This is a genomic window from Citrobacter sp. Cb041, assembly GCF_030336655.1.
In the GTDB taxonomy this organism is placed as follows: domain Bacteria; phylum Pseudomonadota; class Gammaproteobacteria; order Enterobacterales; family Enterobacteriaceae; genus Citrobacter; species Citrobacter braakii.
Window position 1 is genome coordinate 247,345 of sequence record NZ_JAOWDD010000028.1, and the last position, 15,581, is coordinate 262,925.

Consider the following 15,581-nt stretch of genomic DNA (forward strand, 5'->3'; position numbering starts at 1 on the left):
AACGGCTCCTGTTTAAGTTAAGACTTGGACTGTTCAGGCTGGCTACCGCTTGCAGCTTGCTGGTTGTTATCAGCGGTGATTTCCTGCGCTTTTACCTGCGCGCCAGGACGTACTTTTTGCAGCCCAGTGACAATCACGCGGTCGCCCGGTTTAAGTCCATCAGTGACTAACCATTTGTCGCCAATCGCTTGTGCGGCGACAATTTGACGGGTTTCAACTTTGTTGTCTGCACCGATAACCAATGCACTGGCATCGCCACGCGGTGTGCGGGTAACGCCTTGCTGTGGAACCAGTAATGCAGTTGGGTTAGTCCCTTCTTCCAGACGAGCACGGACGAACATACCCGGCAGTAAGGTGTGATCCGGGTTAGGGAAGATTGCGCGTAACGTAATCGACCCGGTGGTTTGATCTACCGTGACATCAGAAAATTCCAGCGTACCGGACTGCGGGAATTTAATGCCGTCATTGGTCACCAGTTCGACTTTCGCTTTACCGTTTTCCTGCTTCAGCGTGCCGTTGGCCAACTCTTGTTTCAGGCGCAGGAAATCGTTGCTTGACTGCGTCACGTCGACATAGATGGGATCCAACTGCTGAACGGTTGCCAGTGCGGTTGCCTGACCGTTTTGCACCAGAGCGCCTTCAGTAACGGATGATTTACCAATGCGGCCGCTGATCGGCGACGTTACTTTGGTATAAGCCAGATTGATGCGTGCAGTTTCTACCGCGGCTTTCGCGGCGACAACGGAGGCGTTCGCCTGCTGTGCGTCTGCCAGTGCACTATCGTAATCCTGTTGACTGATGTACTTAGTACCCAACAGTTTCTGATAACGTTTGACCGTCAGTTGAGCGATATTTGCTGCGGCTTGTGCTTTTGCCAGATCGCCTTTTGCGCTTTCATAAGCGGCCTGGTAAGTAGCAGGATCAATCTGATAGAGAGATACACCCGCTTCGATGTCACCACCTTCCGTGAAATTACGCTTCAGGATAATACCGCTAACCTGAGGACGAACTTCTGCAATGCGATACGCACTGGTGCGACCCGGGAGTTCGGTTGTTATCTGTAGAGGTTCAGTTTTGAGCGTAACAACTCCAACCTCTGGCATCTGCTGGCCCCCTTGTTGGGCCTGTTTGTCGTCACATCCTGTTAGCGCTAAGCTGCCTGAGAGCATCAGAACGACTGCCAGAGGCGTTAACCCTCTGTTTTTGTTCATATGTAAACCTCGAGTGTCCGATTTCAAATTGATCAATGGCTGAAAGCCCATAAACCCATTGCTGCGTTTATATTATCGTCGTGCTATGGTACATACATTCACAAATGTATGTAAATCTAACGCCTGTAAATTCACTGACCTATGGCACGAAAAACCAAACAACAAGCACAGGAAACTCGACAGCACATTCTCGATGTCGCTCTGCGTTTGTTTTCGCAACAAGGGGTATCATCCACCTCGCTTGCGGAGATCGCAGCAGCCGCTGGTGTCACGCGCGGCGCGATCTATTGGCATTTCAAAAACAAATCGGATTTATTCAGTGAAATCTGGGAGCTAGCAAAACCTAACATTGATGAGTTAGAGACTGAGTATCAGGCAAAATTCCCCGACGATCCACTATCAGTATTAAGAGAAATTTTAATTTACGTTCTTGAAGCTACCGTGACAGAAGAACGCCGACGTTTATTGTTGGAAATTATATTCCACAAATGCGAATTTGTCGGGGAAATGGCCTCAGTTCAGCTAGCTCAACGTAGTCTGTGTATTGAAAATTACGACCGTATCGAACAAACATTGCGGCACTGCATGAACGCCAACATGCTGCCGGAAAATCTGAACACGCGTCGCGTGGCGGTGCTGCTGCGTAGTTATGTTACCGGAATTATCGAGAACTGGTTATTTGCCCCTGAATCTTTTGATCTGAAAAAAGAGGCACGGGAATACGTCGCCGTGCTGCTTGAGATGTGTCTTCTCTGCCCAACCTTGCGGGTTAACGTAGCGGAAACCTGTTAACTCTCTGGGTCCGCACCAGGAATTCTCCTGGTCATTTTGCCTCCTGCTATTCTGCCGGTCACAGCCGTGATATTCTTGCCGCTTGACTATTTTCGGTCACTTTTCCGGTTCAGAAACCTTCATTCTCATGACTATGTTGCAGCTCTATAAACGTTCACAGCATCTTATTGCTATTACCATTCTTTTCTTCATTCTTTTGCTATCCTGCCAGTCATCTGCATTTGCGCGGGCGCAACAGAGTAGTGAACTGCCGACGAAAGCGGATATTCAGAGCCAGTTAGACACGCTGAATAAACAAAAAGATCTCTCCGCACAGGATAAGCTGGTTCAACAGGATCTCATCGATACCATTGCCACGCTGGATAAAATCGATCGTGTGAAGGATGAAACCGTACAGCTTCGGCAAAAAGTTGCCCAGGCACCGGAGAAAATGCGTCAGGCTACGGATGCGCTAAATTCGCTTAGTGATGTCGATAATGACGATGAAACGCGAAAAACGCTGAGTACGCTCTCCTTACGACAGCTTGAGTCGCGCGTGTCGCAGGTCTTGGATGACCTGCAAAGCTCGCAAAACGATCTGGCCGCTTACAACAGCCAACTGGTATCGCTGCAGACACAGCCAGAGCGTGTACAAAATGCGATGTACACCGCATCGCAACAGATGCAGCAAATCCGCAATCGACTCGATGGCACCACTGTGGGAGAGGCGGCTTTACGCCCCAGCCAGCAGGTGCTGCTGCAGGCGCAGCAAGCGTTGCTGAACGCGCAGATCGACCAGCAGCGTAAGAGCCTCGAAGGGAATACCGTTTTGCAGGATACCCTGCAAAAACAACGCGATTATGTGACGGCGCACAGTAACCGCCTTGAACACCAGCTCCAGCTCCTGCAAGAGGCGGTGAACAGCAAACGACTGACGTTAACCGAAAAGACGGCACAGGAAGCGGTAACGCCGGACGAAGCCGAGCGTATTCAGTCCAATCCGTTAGTGAAGCAGGAACTTGATGTTAACCATCAGCTCAGCCAGCGCCTGATTGCCGCGACTGAAAACGGCAACAGCCTGATGCAGCAAAATATCAAGGTCAAAAACTGGCTTGACCGCGCGCTGCAATCCGAACGCAACATTAAAGAGCAGATCGCCGTCCTGAAAGGCAGTCTGCTGCTGTCGCGCATTTTATATCAGCAACAACAAACGCTGCCGTCGGCGGATGAGCTTGCCGATATGACCAACCGGATCGCCGATTTGCGTCTGGAGCAGTTCGAAGTTAACCAGCAGCGCGATACGTTGTTCCAGAATGATGCGTTTGTTGCCAAACTGGAAGAAGGGCACAGCAACGACGTTAATCCTGAAGTCCATGATGCCCTGCTGCAGGTTGTGGATATGCGTCGTGAACTGTTGGATCAGCTAAATAAGCAGCTGGGCAACCAGTTGATGATGGCGATTAATCTGCAAATCAACCAGCAGCAGTTAATGAGCGTGTCGAAAAACCTGAAAGAGATCCTCACGCAGCAAATCTTCTGGGTTAACAGTAACCGTCCGATGGACTGGGACTGGATCAAAGCCTTCCCGCAAACCCTAAAAGACCAGTTTAAGTCGATGAAAATCACGGTGAACTGGGAAAAAGCCTGGCCCGCCGTGTTTATTGCGTTCCTGGCAGGGCTGCCGCTGCTGCTTATCGCTGGGTTAATCCGTTGGCGTTTGAAGTGGCTGAAGGATTATCAGGCAACATTAGCCGCCGCGGTGGGGAACCTGCGCAATGACAGTCAGCTTAATACGCCAAAAGCGATTCTGATCGATCTCATCAGAGCCTTGCCGGCGTGTCTGATTATCCTCGCGGTGGGTCTGATTCTGCTGACTATGCAGCTGAATATTAGCGACCTGCTGTGGGCGTTCAGTAAGAAGATGACCATCTTCTGGCTGGTGTTTGGTCTGTGCTGGAAGGTGCTGGAAAAAGATGGCGTGGCGATACGTCATTTTGGCATGCCAGCGAAGCAGACCAGCCACTGGCGTCGCCAGATTGTGCGTATTAGCCTTGCGCTGTTGCCGCTTAACTTCTGGTCGGTCATTGCTGAGCTGTCGCCGCTTAATTTGATGGACGATGTGCTTGGCCAGGTGGTCATTTTCCTCAACCTGCTGCTGATCGCCTTCCTGGTATGGCCAATGTGCCGCGAAAGCTGGCGTGACAAAGAGTCGCATGGTCTGCGTCTGGTCACCATTACCGTGCTGTCTATTATTCCGATTGCATTAATGGTGCTGACGGCGACAGGGTATTTCTACACCACGCTGCGCCTGGCGGGCCGCTGGATTGAAACGGTCTATCTGGTTATCCTCTGGAATCTGCTGTACCAGACGGTACTGCGAGGGTTGAGCGTAGCGGCTCGCCGTATCGCCTGGCGTCGTGCGTTAGCGCGTCGTCAAAACCTGGTGAAAGAAGGGGCCGAAGGCGCAGAGCCGCAGGAAGAACCGACTATTGCGCTGGAGCAGGTTAACCAGCAAACGCTGCGTATAACCATGCTGGTGATGGTTGCCCTGTTTGGTGTTCTGTTCTGGGCCATTTGGTCTGATTTGATCACCGTGTTCAGCTATCTCGACAGCATAACGCTCTGGCATTACAACGGCACCGAAGCGGGTGCGACAGTGGTGAAAGACGTCACCATGGGCAGCCTGTTGTTTGCGATTATTGCGTCAATGGTCGCGTGGGCGCTGATCCGCAACTTACCCGGCCTGCTGGAAGTGCTGGTGCTCTCGCGACTGAAGATGCGCCAGGGGGCTTCTTATGCGATCACCACGATCCTGAATTACGCCATCATCGCCATTGGTGCGATGACGGTCTTCGGATCGCTCGGCGTTTCGTGGGATAAGCTACAGTGGCTGGCCGCTGCTCTCTCGGTTGGTCTTGGTTTCGGCTTGCAGGAAATTTTCGGTAACTTTGTTTCCGGTCTGATTATTCTGTTTGAACGCCCGGTACGCATCGGCGATACCGTGACCATCGGTACGTTCTCCGGAACGGTCAGCAAGATCCGTATCCGTGCCACCACCATTACTGACTTCGATCGCAAAGAGGTGATCATCCCGAACAAAGCATTCGTGACGGAGCGTTTGATCAACTGGTCGCTCTCCGATACCACCACGCGTCTGGTGATCCGCATTGGCGTGGCCTATGGTTCGGATCTGGACAAAGTGAAGAAGGTGCTGTTGCAGGCGGCGACAGAACACCCGAAAGTGATGCACGATCCGGAGCCTGCAGTGTTCTTTACCGCCTTCGGTGCCAGCACGCTGGATCATGAGCTGCGTTTATACGTGCGTGAATTGCGCGATCGTAGCCACACGGTTGATGAACTTAACCGGGCGGTCGATCGTTTGTGCCGTGAAAATGACATTGATATCGCCTTTAACCAGCTCGAAGTTCACCTGCATAACGCGAAAGGTGACACCGTGACCGAGGTTAAGCGTGACATCATTAAAGGTGACGATCCGACGCCTTCGGTAGGTTAACAGAAATAATCATCAGGCCTGCGAGCTTCGATTCATTCGTAGGCCTGATAAGTGCAACGCCATCAGGTTTTCAGTTACCGCTCTTTTTTAGATAAAGAGAGCAGTTTCTTCTCGTAATCCTGCTTCACAATCTCCAGTGCTTTCAGAACTGTTTCAGGCTCCATCTGATTCTCTTCAAGCAGGACAATCAAATCGACGGCCAGTTTGACTTCATCTGGGGCGTTCTCTAATGACATAAATTCTCCGGGGATTAGCGGGTTAAACGCGCCAGCACATTATCTATTCTTGCCAGTGCATGACGACAGCGTGCCAGTCGTGCCTCGAATGCCTCTACTTCGCGATGCAGTTTTTGCTGTTCTTCAAAGCCCGTAACCTGTGCCAGGCGTTCTTTACGTTCACGCGTCATTTCAACCAGGCGGCGCTCAAACTCCTGGTGTTGAACTCGCTTACGCTGCCAGCGCGCCAGGCCAGGAGAGGCGCTGTCCCACTCCCGGAGCGACCAACTGGCGGTTTCACGTGAAATCGCCTCTAACTGTGAGGCAAGGTGTTCCGTAAGCCAGGTAATTTGTGGTAGTTGTTGCTGTTCAACTGCGCGACGTAGAGCAGTGAGATTATCATCAGCTTCATCCAGACAGGCCTGTAGCAACGTGCTGCGGGTGTGAAACAGATGCCTGTCAAAGCGGGCGCTAAGCGTGGCATGGTGTGCCAGTGGGGCACAACGCTGCCGTAAGCGGTTAAGCTGGTTTTCGAGCGTCTGAAGCAGCATGACGGTTTTCACGACAACACTCCGATGAAAATGAGAACTGTTATGATAAAGTAGCGATTCTCTGTGTTAAGTATTCATATTATGCAACGCATTATTCTAATCATCATAGGCTGGATAGCGGTAGTGTTAGGAACGCTGGGCGTTGTATTGCCTCTGTTGCCGACAACGCCGTTTATCTTGCTGGCCGCCTGGTGTTTTGCTCGCTCGTCGCCGCGTTTTCACGACTGGTTGCTGTACCGTTCGTGGTTCGGCGGGTATCTGCGCCACTGGCAAAAACACCGCGCGATGCCGCCGGGAGCAAAGCCGCGCGCTATTTTGTTGATCCTGGTAACGTTTAGTATTTCACTGTGGCTGGTCAATATGATGTGGGTACGCGGCCTGCTGCTGGTTATTCTCGCCTGTTTACTGATTTTTATGTGGCGGATCCCGGTGATTGATGAAAAACAACAAAAGCAGTAAAGCGCAATAAACGCTGTTGCAATTGTCTCTCACAGCCAGTAAATTCGACCGTTTTCGAGCACAGGCGCAGGTGGTCAAAGGTTAAGCAAATATAACCTTGGCTCTTATACAGACACAAAATCATTCAAGATACGTCGAGGATGAAGTGTATAGTGCGCCGTGAAGTAATACTGTATTAATCAGGCACAAACTTATGACCGCGACTGCACAGCAGCTTGAGTTTCTCAAAAATAGCATCAAAAGCATCCACGATTACCCAAAACCGGGCATTCTTTTTCGTGATGTCACCAGTTTACTGGAAGACCCGAAAGCCTACGCCCTCAGTATTGAATTGCTGGTTGAACGCTACAAAAATGCGGGTATCACTAAAGTGGTTGGTACCGAAGCGCGTGGCTTCCTGTTTGGCGCGCCGGTAGCGTTGGGTCTGGGCGTTGGTTTTGTTCCGGTACGTAAACCCCGTAAGCTTCCGCGTGAAGTTATTGCTGAGAGCTATGAGCTGGAATACGGCACCGATCAACTGGAAATCCACGTTGATGCCATCAAACCTGGCGATAAAGTCCTGGTTGTGGACGACCTGCTGGCAACTGGCGGCACGATTGAAGCGACCGTGAAACTGATCCGCCGTCTGGGTGGCGAAGTGACCGATGCTGCATTTATCATTAACCTGTTTGATCTGGGCGGCGAGCAGCGTCTGGAAAAGCAGGGGCTGACCTGTTATAGCCTGGTTCCATTCCCGGGCCACTAATTTCGGGCTATCTTATCTCGGCAGACTAATACCGAGACACACAACCTCGCCGTCGCTGCGAGGTTGTGTTAGCATTATCCCCCTGTGAATCCACCCTCCAGCCTTTCAGAGCCTGCCAATGAGTTATCAGGTCTTAGCCCGAAAATGGCGCCCACAAACCTTTGCTGACGTCGTCGGCCAGGAACATGTGCTGACGGCACTGGCGAACGGCTTGTCGTTAGGGCGTATTCATCATGCTTATTTGTTTTCCGGCACCCGTGGCGTCGGGAAAACGTCAATCGCCCGTTTGCTGGCGAAGGGATTAAACTGTGAAACCGGCATCACCGCTACGCCGTGCGGCGTGTGTGATAACTGCCGTGAAATCGAGCAGGGGCGCTTTGTCGATCTGATTGAAATCGACGCCGCCTCACGCACCAAAGTCGAAGACACCCGTGACCTGCTGGATAACGTCCAGTACGCGCCAGCGCGCGGTCGCTTTAAGGTCTATTTGATCGACGAAGTGCACATGCTGTCGCGCCACAGTTTTAACGCCTTGCTGAAAACGCTCGAAGAGCCGCCCGCGCACGTTAAGTTCCTGCTGGCGACCACCGATCCGCAGAAACTGCCGGTGACTATCCTGTCGCGCTGTCTGCAATTCCATCTTAAAGCGTTGGATGTCGAACAGATTCGCCATCAACTTGAGCATATCCTCAAAGAAGAGCATATCGCCCATGAGCCACGTGCGCTGCAACTGCTGGCTCGCGCCGCGGACGGCAGCCTGCGCGATGCGCTGAGCCTGACCGATCAAGCGATCGCCAGCGGCGATGGTCAGGTCTCGACCGACGCGGTCAGCACCATGCTTGGCACGCTGGACGACGACCAGGCGCTTTCGCTGGTTGAAGCGGTTGTGGCTGCGGACGGCGAACGCGTTATGACGCTGGTGAACGATGCCGCCGCGCGCGGTATTGAATGGGAAGCGCTACTGGTTGAGATGTCGGCTCTGCTGCATCGTATTGCCATGGTTCAGCTTTCACCTGCCGCGCTCGGCAGCGATATGGCCGCTATTGAACAGCGTATGCGCGAACTGGCGCGAATCGTCCCGCCAACCGATGTGCAGCTTTACTACCAGACCCTGTTAATCGGGCGCAAAGAACTGCCGTATGCGCCGGACAGGCGAATGGGCGTTGAAATGACGCTGCTACGTGCGCTGGCTTTTCATCCGCGCATGCCGCTCCCGGAACCTGAAGCCCCACGACACTCGTTTGCCCCGGTCGCACCTACTGCGGTGATGAACCCGACGCAGGTGCCGCAGCAGCAGCCTGCGGCAGCGCAACAGCAACAGAATGTGCCGCTCTCCGATGCTACCAGCCAGGTGCTGGCGGCACGCAGCCAGCTGCAACGCGCTCAGGGAGCAACCAAACCAAAAAAGAGTGAACCGGCAGCCGCTTCCCGCGCGCGGCCGGTGAATAATGCTGCGCTGGAAAGACTGGCTTCGGTGTCGGAACGTGTTCAGGCGCGTCCAGCGGTCTCTGCGCTGGAAAAAGCGCCAGCGAAGAAAGAAGCGTATCGCTGGAAAGCGACCAATCCTGTTGCAGAAGTTAAAGAAGTCGTCGCTACGCCGAAAGCGCTGAAAAAAGCGCTTGAGCATGAAAAAACGCCAGAACTGGCGGCAAAGCTGGCGGCTGAGGCCATCGAACGTGACCCGTGGACCGCACAGGTAAGCCAGCTCTCGCTGCCTAAACTGGTGGAGCAGGTGGCGCTTAATGCCTGGAAAGAAGAGAATGGCAACGTGGTTTGCCTGCATCTGCGTTCCACGCAGCGACACCTTAACTCCAGCGGCGCGCAGCAAAAACTGGCCGAAGCATTGAGCTCCTTAACGGGGTCAACGGTTGAATTGACCATCGTTGAAGATGATAATCCAGCGGTGCGCACGCCGCTGGAGTGGCGTCAGGCCATTTATGAAGAGAAACTCGCGCAGGCGCGTGAGTCGATTATTGCGGATAATAACATTCAGACGCTGCGTCGTTTTTTCGATGCGGACCTGGACGAAGAGAGTATTCGCCCCATTTGATCGTCAGCCATTACGGTTTGACGGTCGTCATCCCTTAACGTGATTGAGAGAGAAGCCTATGTTTGGTAAAGGCGGTCTGGGTAACCTGATGAAACAGGCCCAGCAGATGCAAGAAAAAATGCAGCAGATGCAGGAAGAAGTCGCCAAGCTGGAAGTGACCGGCGAATCTGGCGCGGGTCTGGTAAAAGTAACCATCAACGGCGCGCATAACTGCCGTCGTGTGGAGATCGATCCAAGCCTGCTGGAAGACGACAAAGAGATGCTGGAAGACTTGGTTGCTGCGGCATTCAACGACGCCGCGCGCCGTATTGAAGAGACGCAGAAAGAGAAGATGGCCTCTGTTTCCTCCGGAATGCAGCTGCCGCCTGGCTTTAAGATGCCGTTCTGATGCAAACCAGCCCGCTGTTAACTCAGCTTATGGAAGCTCTGCGCTGTCTGCCGGGCGTTGGCCCGAAGTCTGCGCAGCGCATGGCGTTCACGCTGCTTCAGCGCGATCGCAGCGGCGGGATGCGTCTGGCGCAGGCGTTAACGAAGGCGATGTCGGAAATCGGCCACTGTGCCGATTGCCGCACATTCACAGAACAGGACGTCTGCAACATCTGCTCGAACCCGCGTCGCCAGGAAAACGGTCAGATTTGCGTGGTGGAGAGTCCGGCGGACATCTACGCCATTGAGCAAACCGGGCAATTTTCCGGACGTTACTTCGTGCTGATGGGACACCTGTCGCCGCTGGACGGTATTGGCCCTGATGATATCGGGCTGGATCGTCTTGAGCAGCGGCTGGCATCTGAGCAAATCAGCGAACTGATCCTGGCGACCAATCCCACGGTCGAAGGAGAGGCGACCGCCAACTATATTGCTGAGCTTTGCATGCAATATGACGTTGAAGCCAGCCGTATCGCCCATGGCGTTCCGGTTGGTGGCGAGCTGGAAATGGTCGATGGCACCACGCTGTCGCACTCTCTGGCAGGACGACACAAGATTAAATTCTGAACAAACGGAGGCCGCGACGGCGGCTTCCGCTTGAAATCCTTCCCGCTTGTCCCCATTTCACCCTCAACCTGTTTTTACCATTGAAAATGGCATTGTTGAGGTAGACCTACATGAAAGGACAAGAAACTCGTGGTTTTCAGTCAGAAGTAAAACAGCTTCTGCACCTGATGATCCATTCTCTGTATTCCAATAAAGAAATCTTCCTGCGTGAGCTTATCTCTAACGCCTCGGATGCGGCAGACAAGCTGCGTTTTCGCGCACTGTCTAACCCGGACCTGTATGAAGGTGACGGTGAGCTGCGTGTGCGTGTTTCCTTCGATAAAGATAAGCGTACGTTGACCATTGCCGATAACGGCGTGGGGATGAACCGTGATGACGTTATCGATCATCTGGGGACCATTGCGAAATCCGGTACTAAATCTTTCCTTGAATCCATGGGATCCGATCAGGCGAAAGACAGCCAGTTGATCGGCCAGTTCGGGGTTGGCTTCTACTCTGCGTTCATCGTGGCGGATAAAGTCACCGTGCGTACCCGCGCAGCGGGCGATAAACCGGAAAATGGTGTGTTCTGGGAATCTGCGGGTGAAGGTGAGTACACCGTTGCCGACATCACCAAAGACGATCGCGGCACCGAAATCACGCTGCATCTGCGCGAAGGCGAAGACGAGTTCCTTGATGACTGGCGCGTACGTTCCATCATCAGCAAATATTCCGACCATATCGCGCTGCCGGTAGAGATCGAAAAATCCGAAGAGAAAGACGGCGAGACCGTGGTTTCCTGGGAAAAGATCAACAAGGCGCAGGCGCTGTGGACCCGTAACAAGTCGGAAATCAAAGACGACGAGTACAACGAATTCTACAAACATATCGCGCACGACTTCACTGATCCGTTGACCTGGAGTCATAACCGTGTGGAAGGTAAGCAGGAGTACACCAGCCTGCTGTACATCCCGTCTCAGGCTCCGTGGGATATGTGGAACCGCGATCACAAGCATGGTCTGAAACTGTACGTTCAACGCGTGTTCATTATGGACGACGCCGAGCAGTTTATGCCGAATTACCTGCGCTTTGTGCGTGGCCTGATAGATTCTAACGATCTGCCGCTGAACGTTTCTCGTGAGATCCTGCAGGACAGCACCGTCACCCGTAACCTGCGTAGCGCGCTGACCAAACGCGTACTGCAGATGCTGGAAAAACTGGCGAAAGACGACGCGGAAAAATACCAGACCTTCTGGAAACAGTTCGGCCTGGTGCTGAAAGAAGGCCCGGCGGAAGACAACGCTAACCAGGAAACGATCGCTAAGCTGATGCGCTTCGCGTCCACGCACACTGACTCCTCCGCACAAACCGTGTCGCTGGAAGACTACGTGTCGCGTATGAAAGAAGGGCAGGAGAAAATCTACTACATCACCGCAGACAGCTATGCGGCGGCGAAGAGCAGCCCGCACCTGGAACTGTTGCGTAAGAAAGGCATCGAAGTGCTGCTGCTTTCTGACCGTATCGATGAGTGGATGATGAACTACCTGACCGAGTTCGACGGTAAGGCATTCCAGTCCGTAGCCAAAGCTGACGAGTCCATCGACAAGCTGGCGGATGACGTTGACGAATCGGCAAAAGAAGCGGAAAAAGCGCTGACGCCGTTCGTTGAGCGCGTGAAAACCCTGCTGGGCGATCGCGTAAAAGAAGTGCGTCTGACTCACCGTCTGACCGACACGCCGGCCATCGTTACCACCGATGCGGACGAAATGAGCACCCAGATGGCGAAACTGTTCGCAGCTGCTGGCCAGGCCGTACCGGAAGTGAAATATATCTTTGAACTCAACCCGGATCACGTGCTGGTCAAACGCACGGCGGATACCCAGGACGAAGCGCAGTTCAAAGAATGGGTTGAACTGCTGCTGGATCAGGCGCTGTTTGCCGAACGCGGCACGCTGGAAGATCCGAACCAGTTCATTCGTCGTATGAACCAGTTGCTGGTGTCCTGATAGCCGTAAGGTAATGCCGGATGACGCTAACGCGTGTCCGGCTTACACCATCTCGTCGATCCCTGGCCGGATACGGTGTTTACACCGCGATCCGGCATTTTCTCTCCTCATTTTTAATTTTCCCACCGTTAACCGTTTCAGCGTCGGGCGTCTTCCTTGAGCCAATTGCGTGATGGTGGTATCGTTTAGCGCTTTTTAAAAAATATCGACAACCTTTAAGGGGATTTTCGTAATGCGTATCATTCTGCTTGGCGCTCCGGGCGCGGGTAAAGGAACTCAGGCTCAGTTCATCATGGAGAAGTATGGTATTCCGCAAATCTCCACCGGTGATATGCTGCGTGCTGCCGTGAAATCTGGCTCCGAGCTGGGCAAACAAGCGAAAGACATCATGGACGCCGGTAAGCTGGTGACTGATGAGCTGGTGATCGCGCTGGTAAAAGAGCGTATTGCTCAGGAAGACTGCCGTAATGGTTTCCTGCTTGATGGCTTCCCGCGTACTATTCCGCAGGCTGATGCCATGAAAGAAGCAGGCATCAACGTGGACTACGTTCTTGAATTCGACGTTCCGGACGAGCTGATCGTTGACCGTATCGTGGGGCGTCGCGTACACGCTGCTTCTGGCCGCGTTTACCACATCAAATTCAACCCGCCTAAGGTTGAAGGCAAAGACGACGTAACCGGCGAAGAGCTGACCACCCGTAAAGACGATCAGGAAGAGACCGTACGTAAGCGCCTGGTGGAATACCATCAGATGACCGCTCCGCTGATCGGCTACTACTCTAAAGAAGCGCAGGCGGGTAACACCAAATACGCGAAAGTTGACGGCACCCAGGCTGTGGCTGACGTTCGCGCAGCGCTGGAAAAAATCCTCGGTTAAGTTTTAGCGCAGTCAATGCCGGATGGCGGTGTCAACACCTTATCCGGCCTACGATTTTATGTAGGCCTGATAAGCGCAGCGCCATCAGGCAAATTCTCGTCTTACCTTTCACAGCAATTAGTTCTTCTTTATCGCTTTTCCGCTACAATTATCAACAATTTGAATCGATAAGAGGCGGTAATGCGTCAGACGAAAACCGGTATCCTGCTGGCAAACCTCGGCACTCCCGATGCCCCAACCCCCGAAGCCGTTAAGCGCTACCTGCGCCAGTTTTTAAGCGATCAACGCGTAGTCGATACGTCACCTGCGCTGTGGTGGCCGCTGCTGCGTGGAGTGATTTTGCCGCTGCGTGCGCCACGTGTGGCAAAGCTGTACCAGTCAATCTGGATGGAAGACGGTTCCCCGCTGATGGTCTACAGCAAGGCGCAACAGCAGGCGCTGGCACAACGTCTGCCAAATACGCCTGTCGCGCTGGGGATGAGCTACGGTTCACCGTCGCTTGAAAGCGCGGTCGATGAACTGCTGGCAAGCGGAGTTGAACACATGGTGGTGTTACCGCTGTACCCGCAATATTCCTGTTCTACCGTGGCGGCGGTCTGGGACGAACTGGCGCGAATCTTAGCGCGTAAACGCAGTATTCCTGGCATCTCATTTATTCGTGATTACGCCGATGACAGCAGCTACATTGATGCGCTGGCCAAGAGCGCCCGTGATTCATTTGCTCAACATGGTGAACCCGATTTGCTGCTGCTTTCCTACCACGGCATTCCGCAGCGCTACGCCGATGAAGGCGATGACTACCCGCAGCGCTGCCGCGATACCACTCGTGAGCTGGTTTCAGCGCTTGGCTTGCCGCCGGAAAAAGTGATGATGACCTTCCAGTCTCGCTTTGGCCGTGAACCGTGGTTGACGCCATATACCGATGAAACGTTAAAAATGCTGGCGGAGAAAGGGACCCGACATATCCAGGTCATGTGTCCGGGCTTCGCGGCTGATTGTCTCGAAACGCTGGAAGAGATAGCGGTGCAAAACCGGGAGATTTTCCTTGAGGCAGGCGGTAAGCAATATGAGTATATTCCGGCGCTGAATGCCACACCGGAACATATCGAAATGATGGTTAAACTGACCGCAGCCTACCGTTAAAGCTGCGCTCTGAAGTAACGCGCGCCCTCCCGCAACGCATCGTCGGCGGTTTTCATCATCCGCGAATAGTGCAGGAAGGCGTGCAACGTACCGGGGTACATTTTGTACTGGCAGGGCTGCTGATGCGCCTGTAGCGTCTGGAACAATAAGTGGCTGTCGTCAATCAGCGGATCAAACTCCGCACCGGCGATAAAACACGGCGGCACGTCGCGCGTCAGGTCGTTATTAAACAGGCAATAGTACGGTGATTCGCGATCATCAGCGCTACGCAGGTACGCGTTTTCGTACATCTGCAGATCCTCGCGGGTTAAACCATCCCAGGCTCCGCCCATTAGCCGTCGGCTCAGTGAATCCTGCAGGCCGTAAAGCCCATACCACAACAGCACGCCAGCCACCTTGCCGCAGGCAATGTGTTTATCCCGCAACCACAACGCGCTGGCAAGCGCCAGCATGGCCCCGGCGGAATCGCCCGCAAAACCAATATGATTCACATTAAGGGAATAATCGCCAGCGTGCTGATAAAAGTACTGACAGACGGCGACTATCTCTTCGATGGCTTGCGGGTAGCGGGCCTCTGGCGCAAGCGAATAGTCGATGCCAATTATCGTGCACTGCGTATAGCGCGCCAGTAAACGCATAATGCGATCGTGGGTATCCAGATTACCGAGAATAAAACCGCCGCCGTGCAGGTAATATAGCGTCGCCTGGCTATGGGGCTGCGGAGCGTAAATTCGTGTGGCAACGGGGCCGCATGCGGTGGAAATAACACATTCTCGGGTATTCATCTGTGGGGCATCGGCATTCCACAACTGCCGTTCATGAATGTAGTGTTTACGCTGGGCCACAAAGTCATCGGCAGCGGGCCACGGCGGCAAATCTTCGCGATGAAAATTCACCACACTTTTCATTTCATCCGAAATGTTGTCGAGTACGGGGATCTTGTTTTCCGGCTTCATAAAGCGCTCCTTGTGAAGGTGAGTTATTGTAGAAATTCATCCCAGATAAACTGCGATCTCACCGTCCGATATTGAAACTCAGCGCCGCATCGCATGCGCAGCGGGGAATGT

At 53.4% G+C, this 15,581-nt stretch carries 14 protein-coding genes and 1 other annotated feature; of the genes, 10 read left to right on the plus strand and 4 right to left on the minus strand.

Going from position 1 to position 15,581, the window contains the following annotated elements; translation table 11 throughout:
• Positions 1 to 17 precede the first annotated feature (17 nt).
• A complete protein-coding gene (gene acrA / locus OGV52_RS03730; RefSeq protein ID WP_016152074.1) occupies positions 18 to 1,211 on the minus strand; it encodes a multidrug efflux RND transporter periplasmic adaptor subunit AcrA in 1,194 nt (397 codons plus the stop codon).
• Between the two features lie 141 nt (positions 1,212 to 1,352).
• Between acrA and acrR the strand changes: the two genes are divergently transcribed.
• Entirely contained in the window at positions 1,353 to 2,003 is a 651-nt protein-coding gene (acrR, locus tag OGV52_RS03735; RefSeq protein WP_016152075.1) for a multidrug efflux transporter transcriptional repressor AcrR, read from the plus strand.
• A 127-nt stretch (positions 2,004 to 2,130) separates the two neighbouring features.
• The gene (gene mscK / locus OGV52_RS03740) at positions 2,131 to 5,496 is read left to right on the plus strand and encodes a mechanosensitive channel MscK (protein WP_287108104.1); all 3,366 of its coding nucleotides are present in this window, start codon (positions 2,131 to 2,133) and stop codon (positions 5,494 to 5,496) included.
• 74 nt (positions 5,497 to 5,570) lie between these two features.
• Here mscK and rsmS read toward each other — a convergent pair whose 3' ends face one another.
• A complete protein-coding gene (gene rsmS, locus OGV52_RS03745; protein WP_019076177.1) occupies positions 5,571 to 5,732 on the minus strand; it encodes a pleiotropic regulatory protein RsmS in 162 nt (53 codons plus the stop codon).
• A gap of 14 nt (positions 5,733 to 5,746) precedes the next feature.
• The gene (priC, locus tag OGV52_RS03750; protein ID WP_016152078.1) at positions 5,747 to 6,274 is read right to left on the minus strand and encodes a primosomal replication protein N''; all 528 of its coding nucleotides are present in this window, start codon (positions 6,272 to 6,274) and stop codon (positions 5,747 to 5,749) included.
• 69 nt (positions 6,275 to 6,343) lie between these two features.
• Between priC and OGV52_RS03755 the strand changes: the two genes are divergently transcribed.
• The 8 genes from OGV52_RS03755 to hemH all read left to right on the plus strand — a co-directional run bounded on the left by OGV52_RS03755 (position 6,344) and on the right by hemH (position 14,514).
• Positions 6,344 to 6,721 (plus strand): DUF454 family protein, encoded by a 378-nt coding sequence (locus tag OGV52_RS03755; RefSeq protein ID WP_029139439.1) that lies wholly within the window; start codon positions 6,344 to 6,346, stop codon positions 6,719 to 6,721.
• A gap of 193 nt (positions 6,722 to 6,914) precedes the next feature.
• The gene (gene apt, locus OGV52_RS03760; RefSeq protein WP_006685676.1) at positions 6,915 to 7,466 is read left to right on the plus strand and encodes an adenine phosphoribosyltransferase; all 552 of its coding nucleotides are present in this window, start codon (positions 6,915 to 6,917) and stop codon (positions 7,464 to 7,466) included.
• Between the two features lie 118 nt (positions 7,467 to 7,584).
• A complete protein-coding gene (gene dnaX, locus OGV52_RS03765) occupies positions 7,585 to 9,516 on the plus strand; it encodes a DNA polymerase III subunit gamma/tau (protein WP_286455287.1) in 1,932 nt (643 codons plus the stop codon).
• Positions 8,849 to 8,913 (plus strand) — a sequence feature (DnaX frameshifting element). (Overlaps the previous gene by 65 nt.)
• Before the next feature lie 58 nt (positions 9,517 to 9,574).
• Entirely contained in the window at positions 9,575 to 9,904 is a 330-nt protein-coding gene (locus tag OGV52_RS03770; protein WP_003021764.1) for a YbaB/EbfC family nucleoid-associated protein, read from the plus strand.
• The gene (recR, locus tag OGV52_RS03775; protein WP_016152082.1) at positions 9,904 to 10,509 is read left to right on the plus strand and encodes a recombination mediator RecR; all 606 of its coding nucleotides are present in this window, start codon (positions 9,904 to 9,906) and stop codon (positions 10,507 to 10,509) included. The genes OGV52_RS03770 and recR overlap by 1 nt, the downstream gene beginning before the upstream one ends.
• A 110-nt stretch (positions 10,510 to 10,619) precedes the next feature.
• Positions 10,620 to 12,494 (plus strand): molecular chaperone HtpG, encoded by a 1,875-nt coding sequence (gene htpG, locus OGV52_RS03780; protein WP_016152083.1) that lies wholly within the window; start codon positions 10,620 to 10,622, stop codon positions 12,492 to 12,494.
• A gap of 232 nt (positions 12,495 to 12,726) precedes the next feature.
• Positions 12,727 to 13,371, plus strand: a complete 645-nt coding sequence (adk, locus tag OGV52_RS03785) for an adenylate kinase (protein ID WP_003021773.1) — start codon at positions 12,727 to 12,729, stop codon at positions 13,369 to 13,371.
• A 180-nt stretch (positions 13,372 to 13,551) separates the two neighbouring features.
• Positions 13,552 to 14,514, plus strand: coding sequence for a ferrochelatase (gene hemH / locus OGV52_RS03790; protein ID WP_016152084.1), 963 nt, complete (start codon positions 13,552 to 13,554; stop codon positions 14,512 to 14,514).
• Here hemH and aes read toward each other — a convergent pair.
• Positions 14,511 to 15,470 carry an acetyl esterase gene (gene aes, locus OGV52_RS03795; protein ID WP_200051366.1) on the minus strand — a complete coding sequence of 320 codons (960 nt, stop codon included), beginning with the start codon at positions 15,468 to 15,470 and terminating at the stop codon, positions 14,511 to 14,513. The two genes, hemH and aes, sit on opposite strands and share 4 nt — an antisense overlap.
• Positions 15,471 to 15,581: the final 111 nt, after the last annotated feature.

What these genes read in the sequence shown, in the direction of transcription:
- hemH (WP_016152084.1), top strand. Translation starts at nt 13,552, where the DNA reads ATGCGTCAGACGAAAACCGGTATCCTGCTGGCAAACCTCGGCACTCCC.
- htpG (WP_016152083.1), top strand. Translation starts at nt 10,620, where the DNA reads ATGAAAGGACAAGAAACTCGTGGTTTTCAGTCAGAAGTAAAACAGCTT.
- mscK (WP_287108104.1), top strand. Translation starts at nt 2,131, where the DNA reads ATGACTATGTTGCAGCTCTATAAACGTTCACAGCATCTTATTGCTATT.
- dnaX (WP_286455287.1), top strand. Translation starts at nt 7,585, where the DNA reads ATGAGTTATCAGGTCTTAGCCCGAAAATGGCGCCCACAAACCTTTGCT.
- OGV52_RS03755 (WP_029139439.1), top strand. Translation starts at nt 6,344, where the DNA reads ATGCAACGCATTATTCTAATCATCATAGGCTGGATAGCGGTAGTGTTA.
- acrA (WP_016152074.1), bottom strand. Translation starts at nt 1,211, where the DNA reads ATGAACAAAAACAGAGGGTTAACGCCTCTGGCAGTCGTTCTGATGCTC.
- aes (WP_200051366.1), bottom strand. Translation starts at nt 15,470, where the DNA reads ATGAAGCCGGAAAACAAGATCCCCGTACTCGACAACATTTCGGATGAA.
- rsmS (WP_019076177.1), bottom strand. Translation starts at nt 5,732, where the DNA reads ATGTCATTAGAGAACGCCCCAGATGAAGTCAAACTGGCCGTCGATTTG.
- acrR (WP_016152075.1), top strand. Translation starts at nt 1,353, where the DNA reads ATGGCACGAAAAACCAAACAACAAGCACAGGAAACTCGACAGCACATT.
- adk (WP_003021773.1), top strand. Translation starts at nt 12,727, where the DNA reads ATGCGTATCATTCTGCTTGGCGCTCCGGGCGCGGGTAAAGGAACTCAG.
- recR (WP_016152082.1), top strand. Translation starts at nt 9,904, where the DNA reads ATGCAAACCAGCCCGCTGTTAACTCAGCTTATGGAAGCTCTGCGCTGT.
- apt (WP_006685676.1), top strand. Translation starts at nt 6,915, where the DNA reads ATGACCGCGACTGCACAGCAGCTTGAGTTTCTCAAAAATAGCATCAAA.
- OGV52_RS03770 (WP_003021764.1), top strand. Translation starts at nt 9,575, where the DNA reads ATGTTTGGTAAAGGCGGTCTGGGTAACCTGATGAAACAGGCCCAGCAG.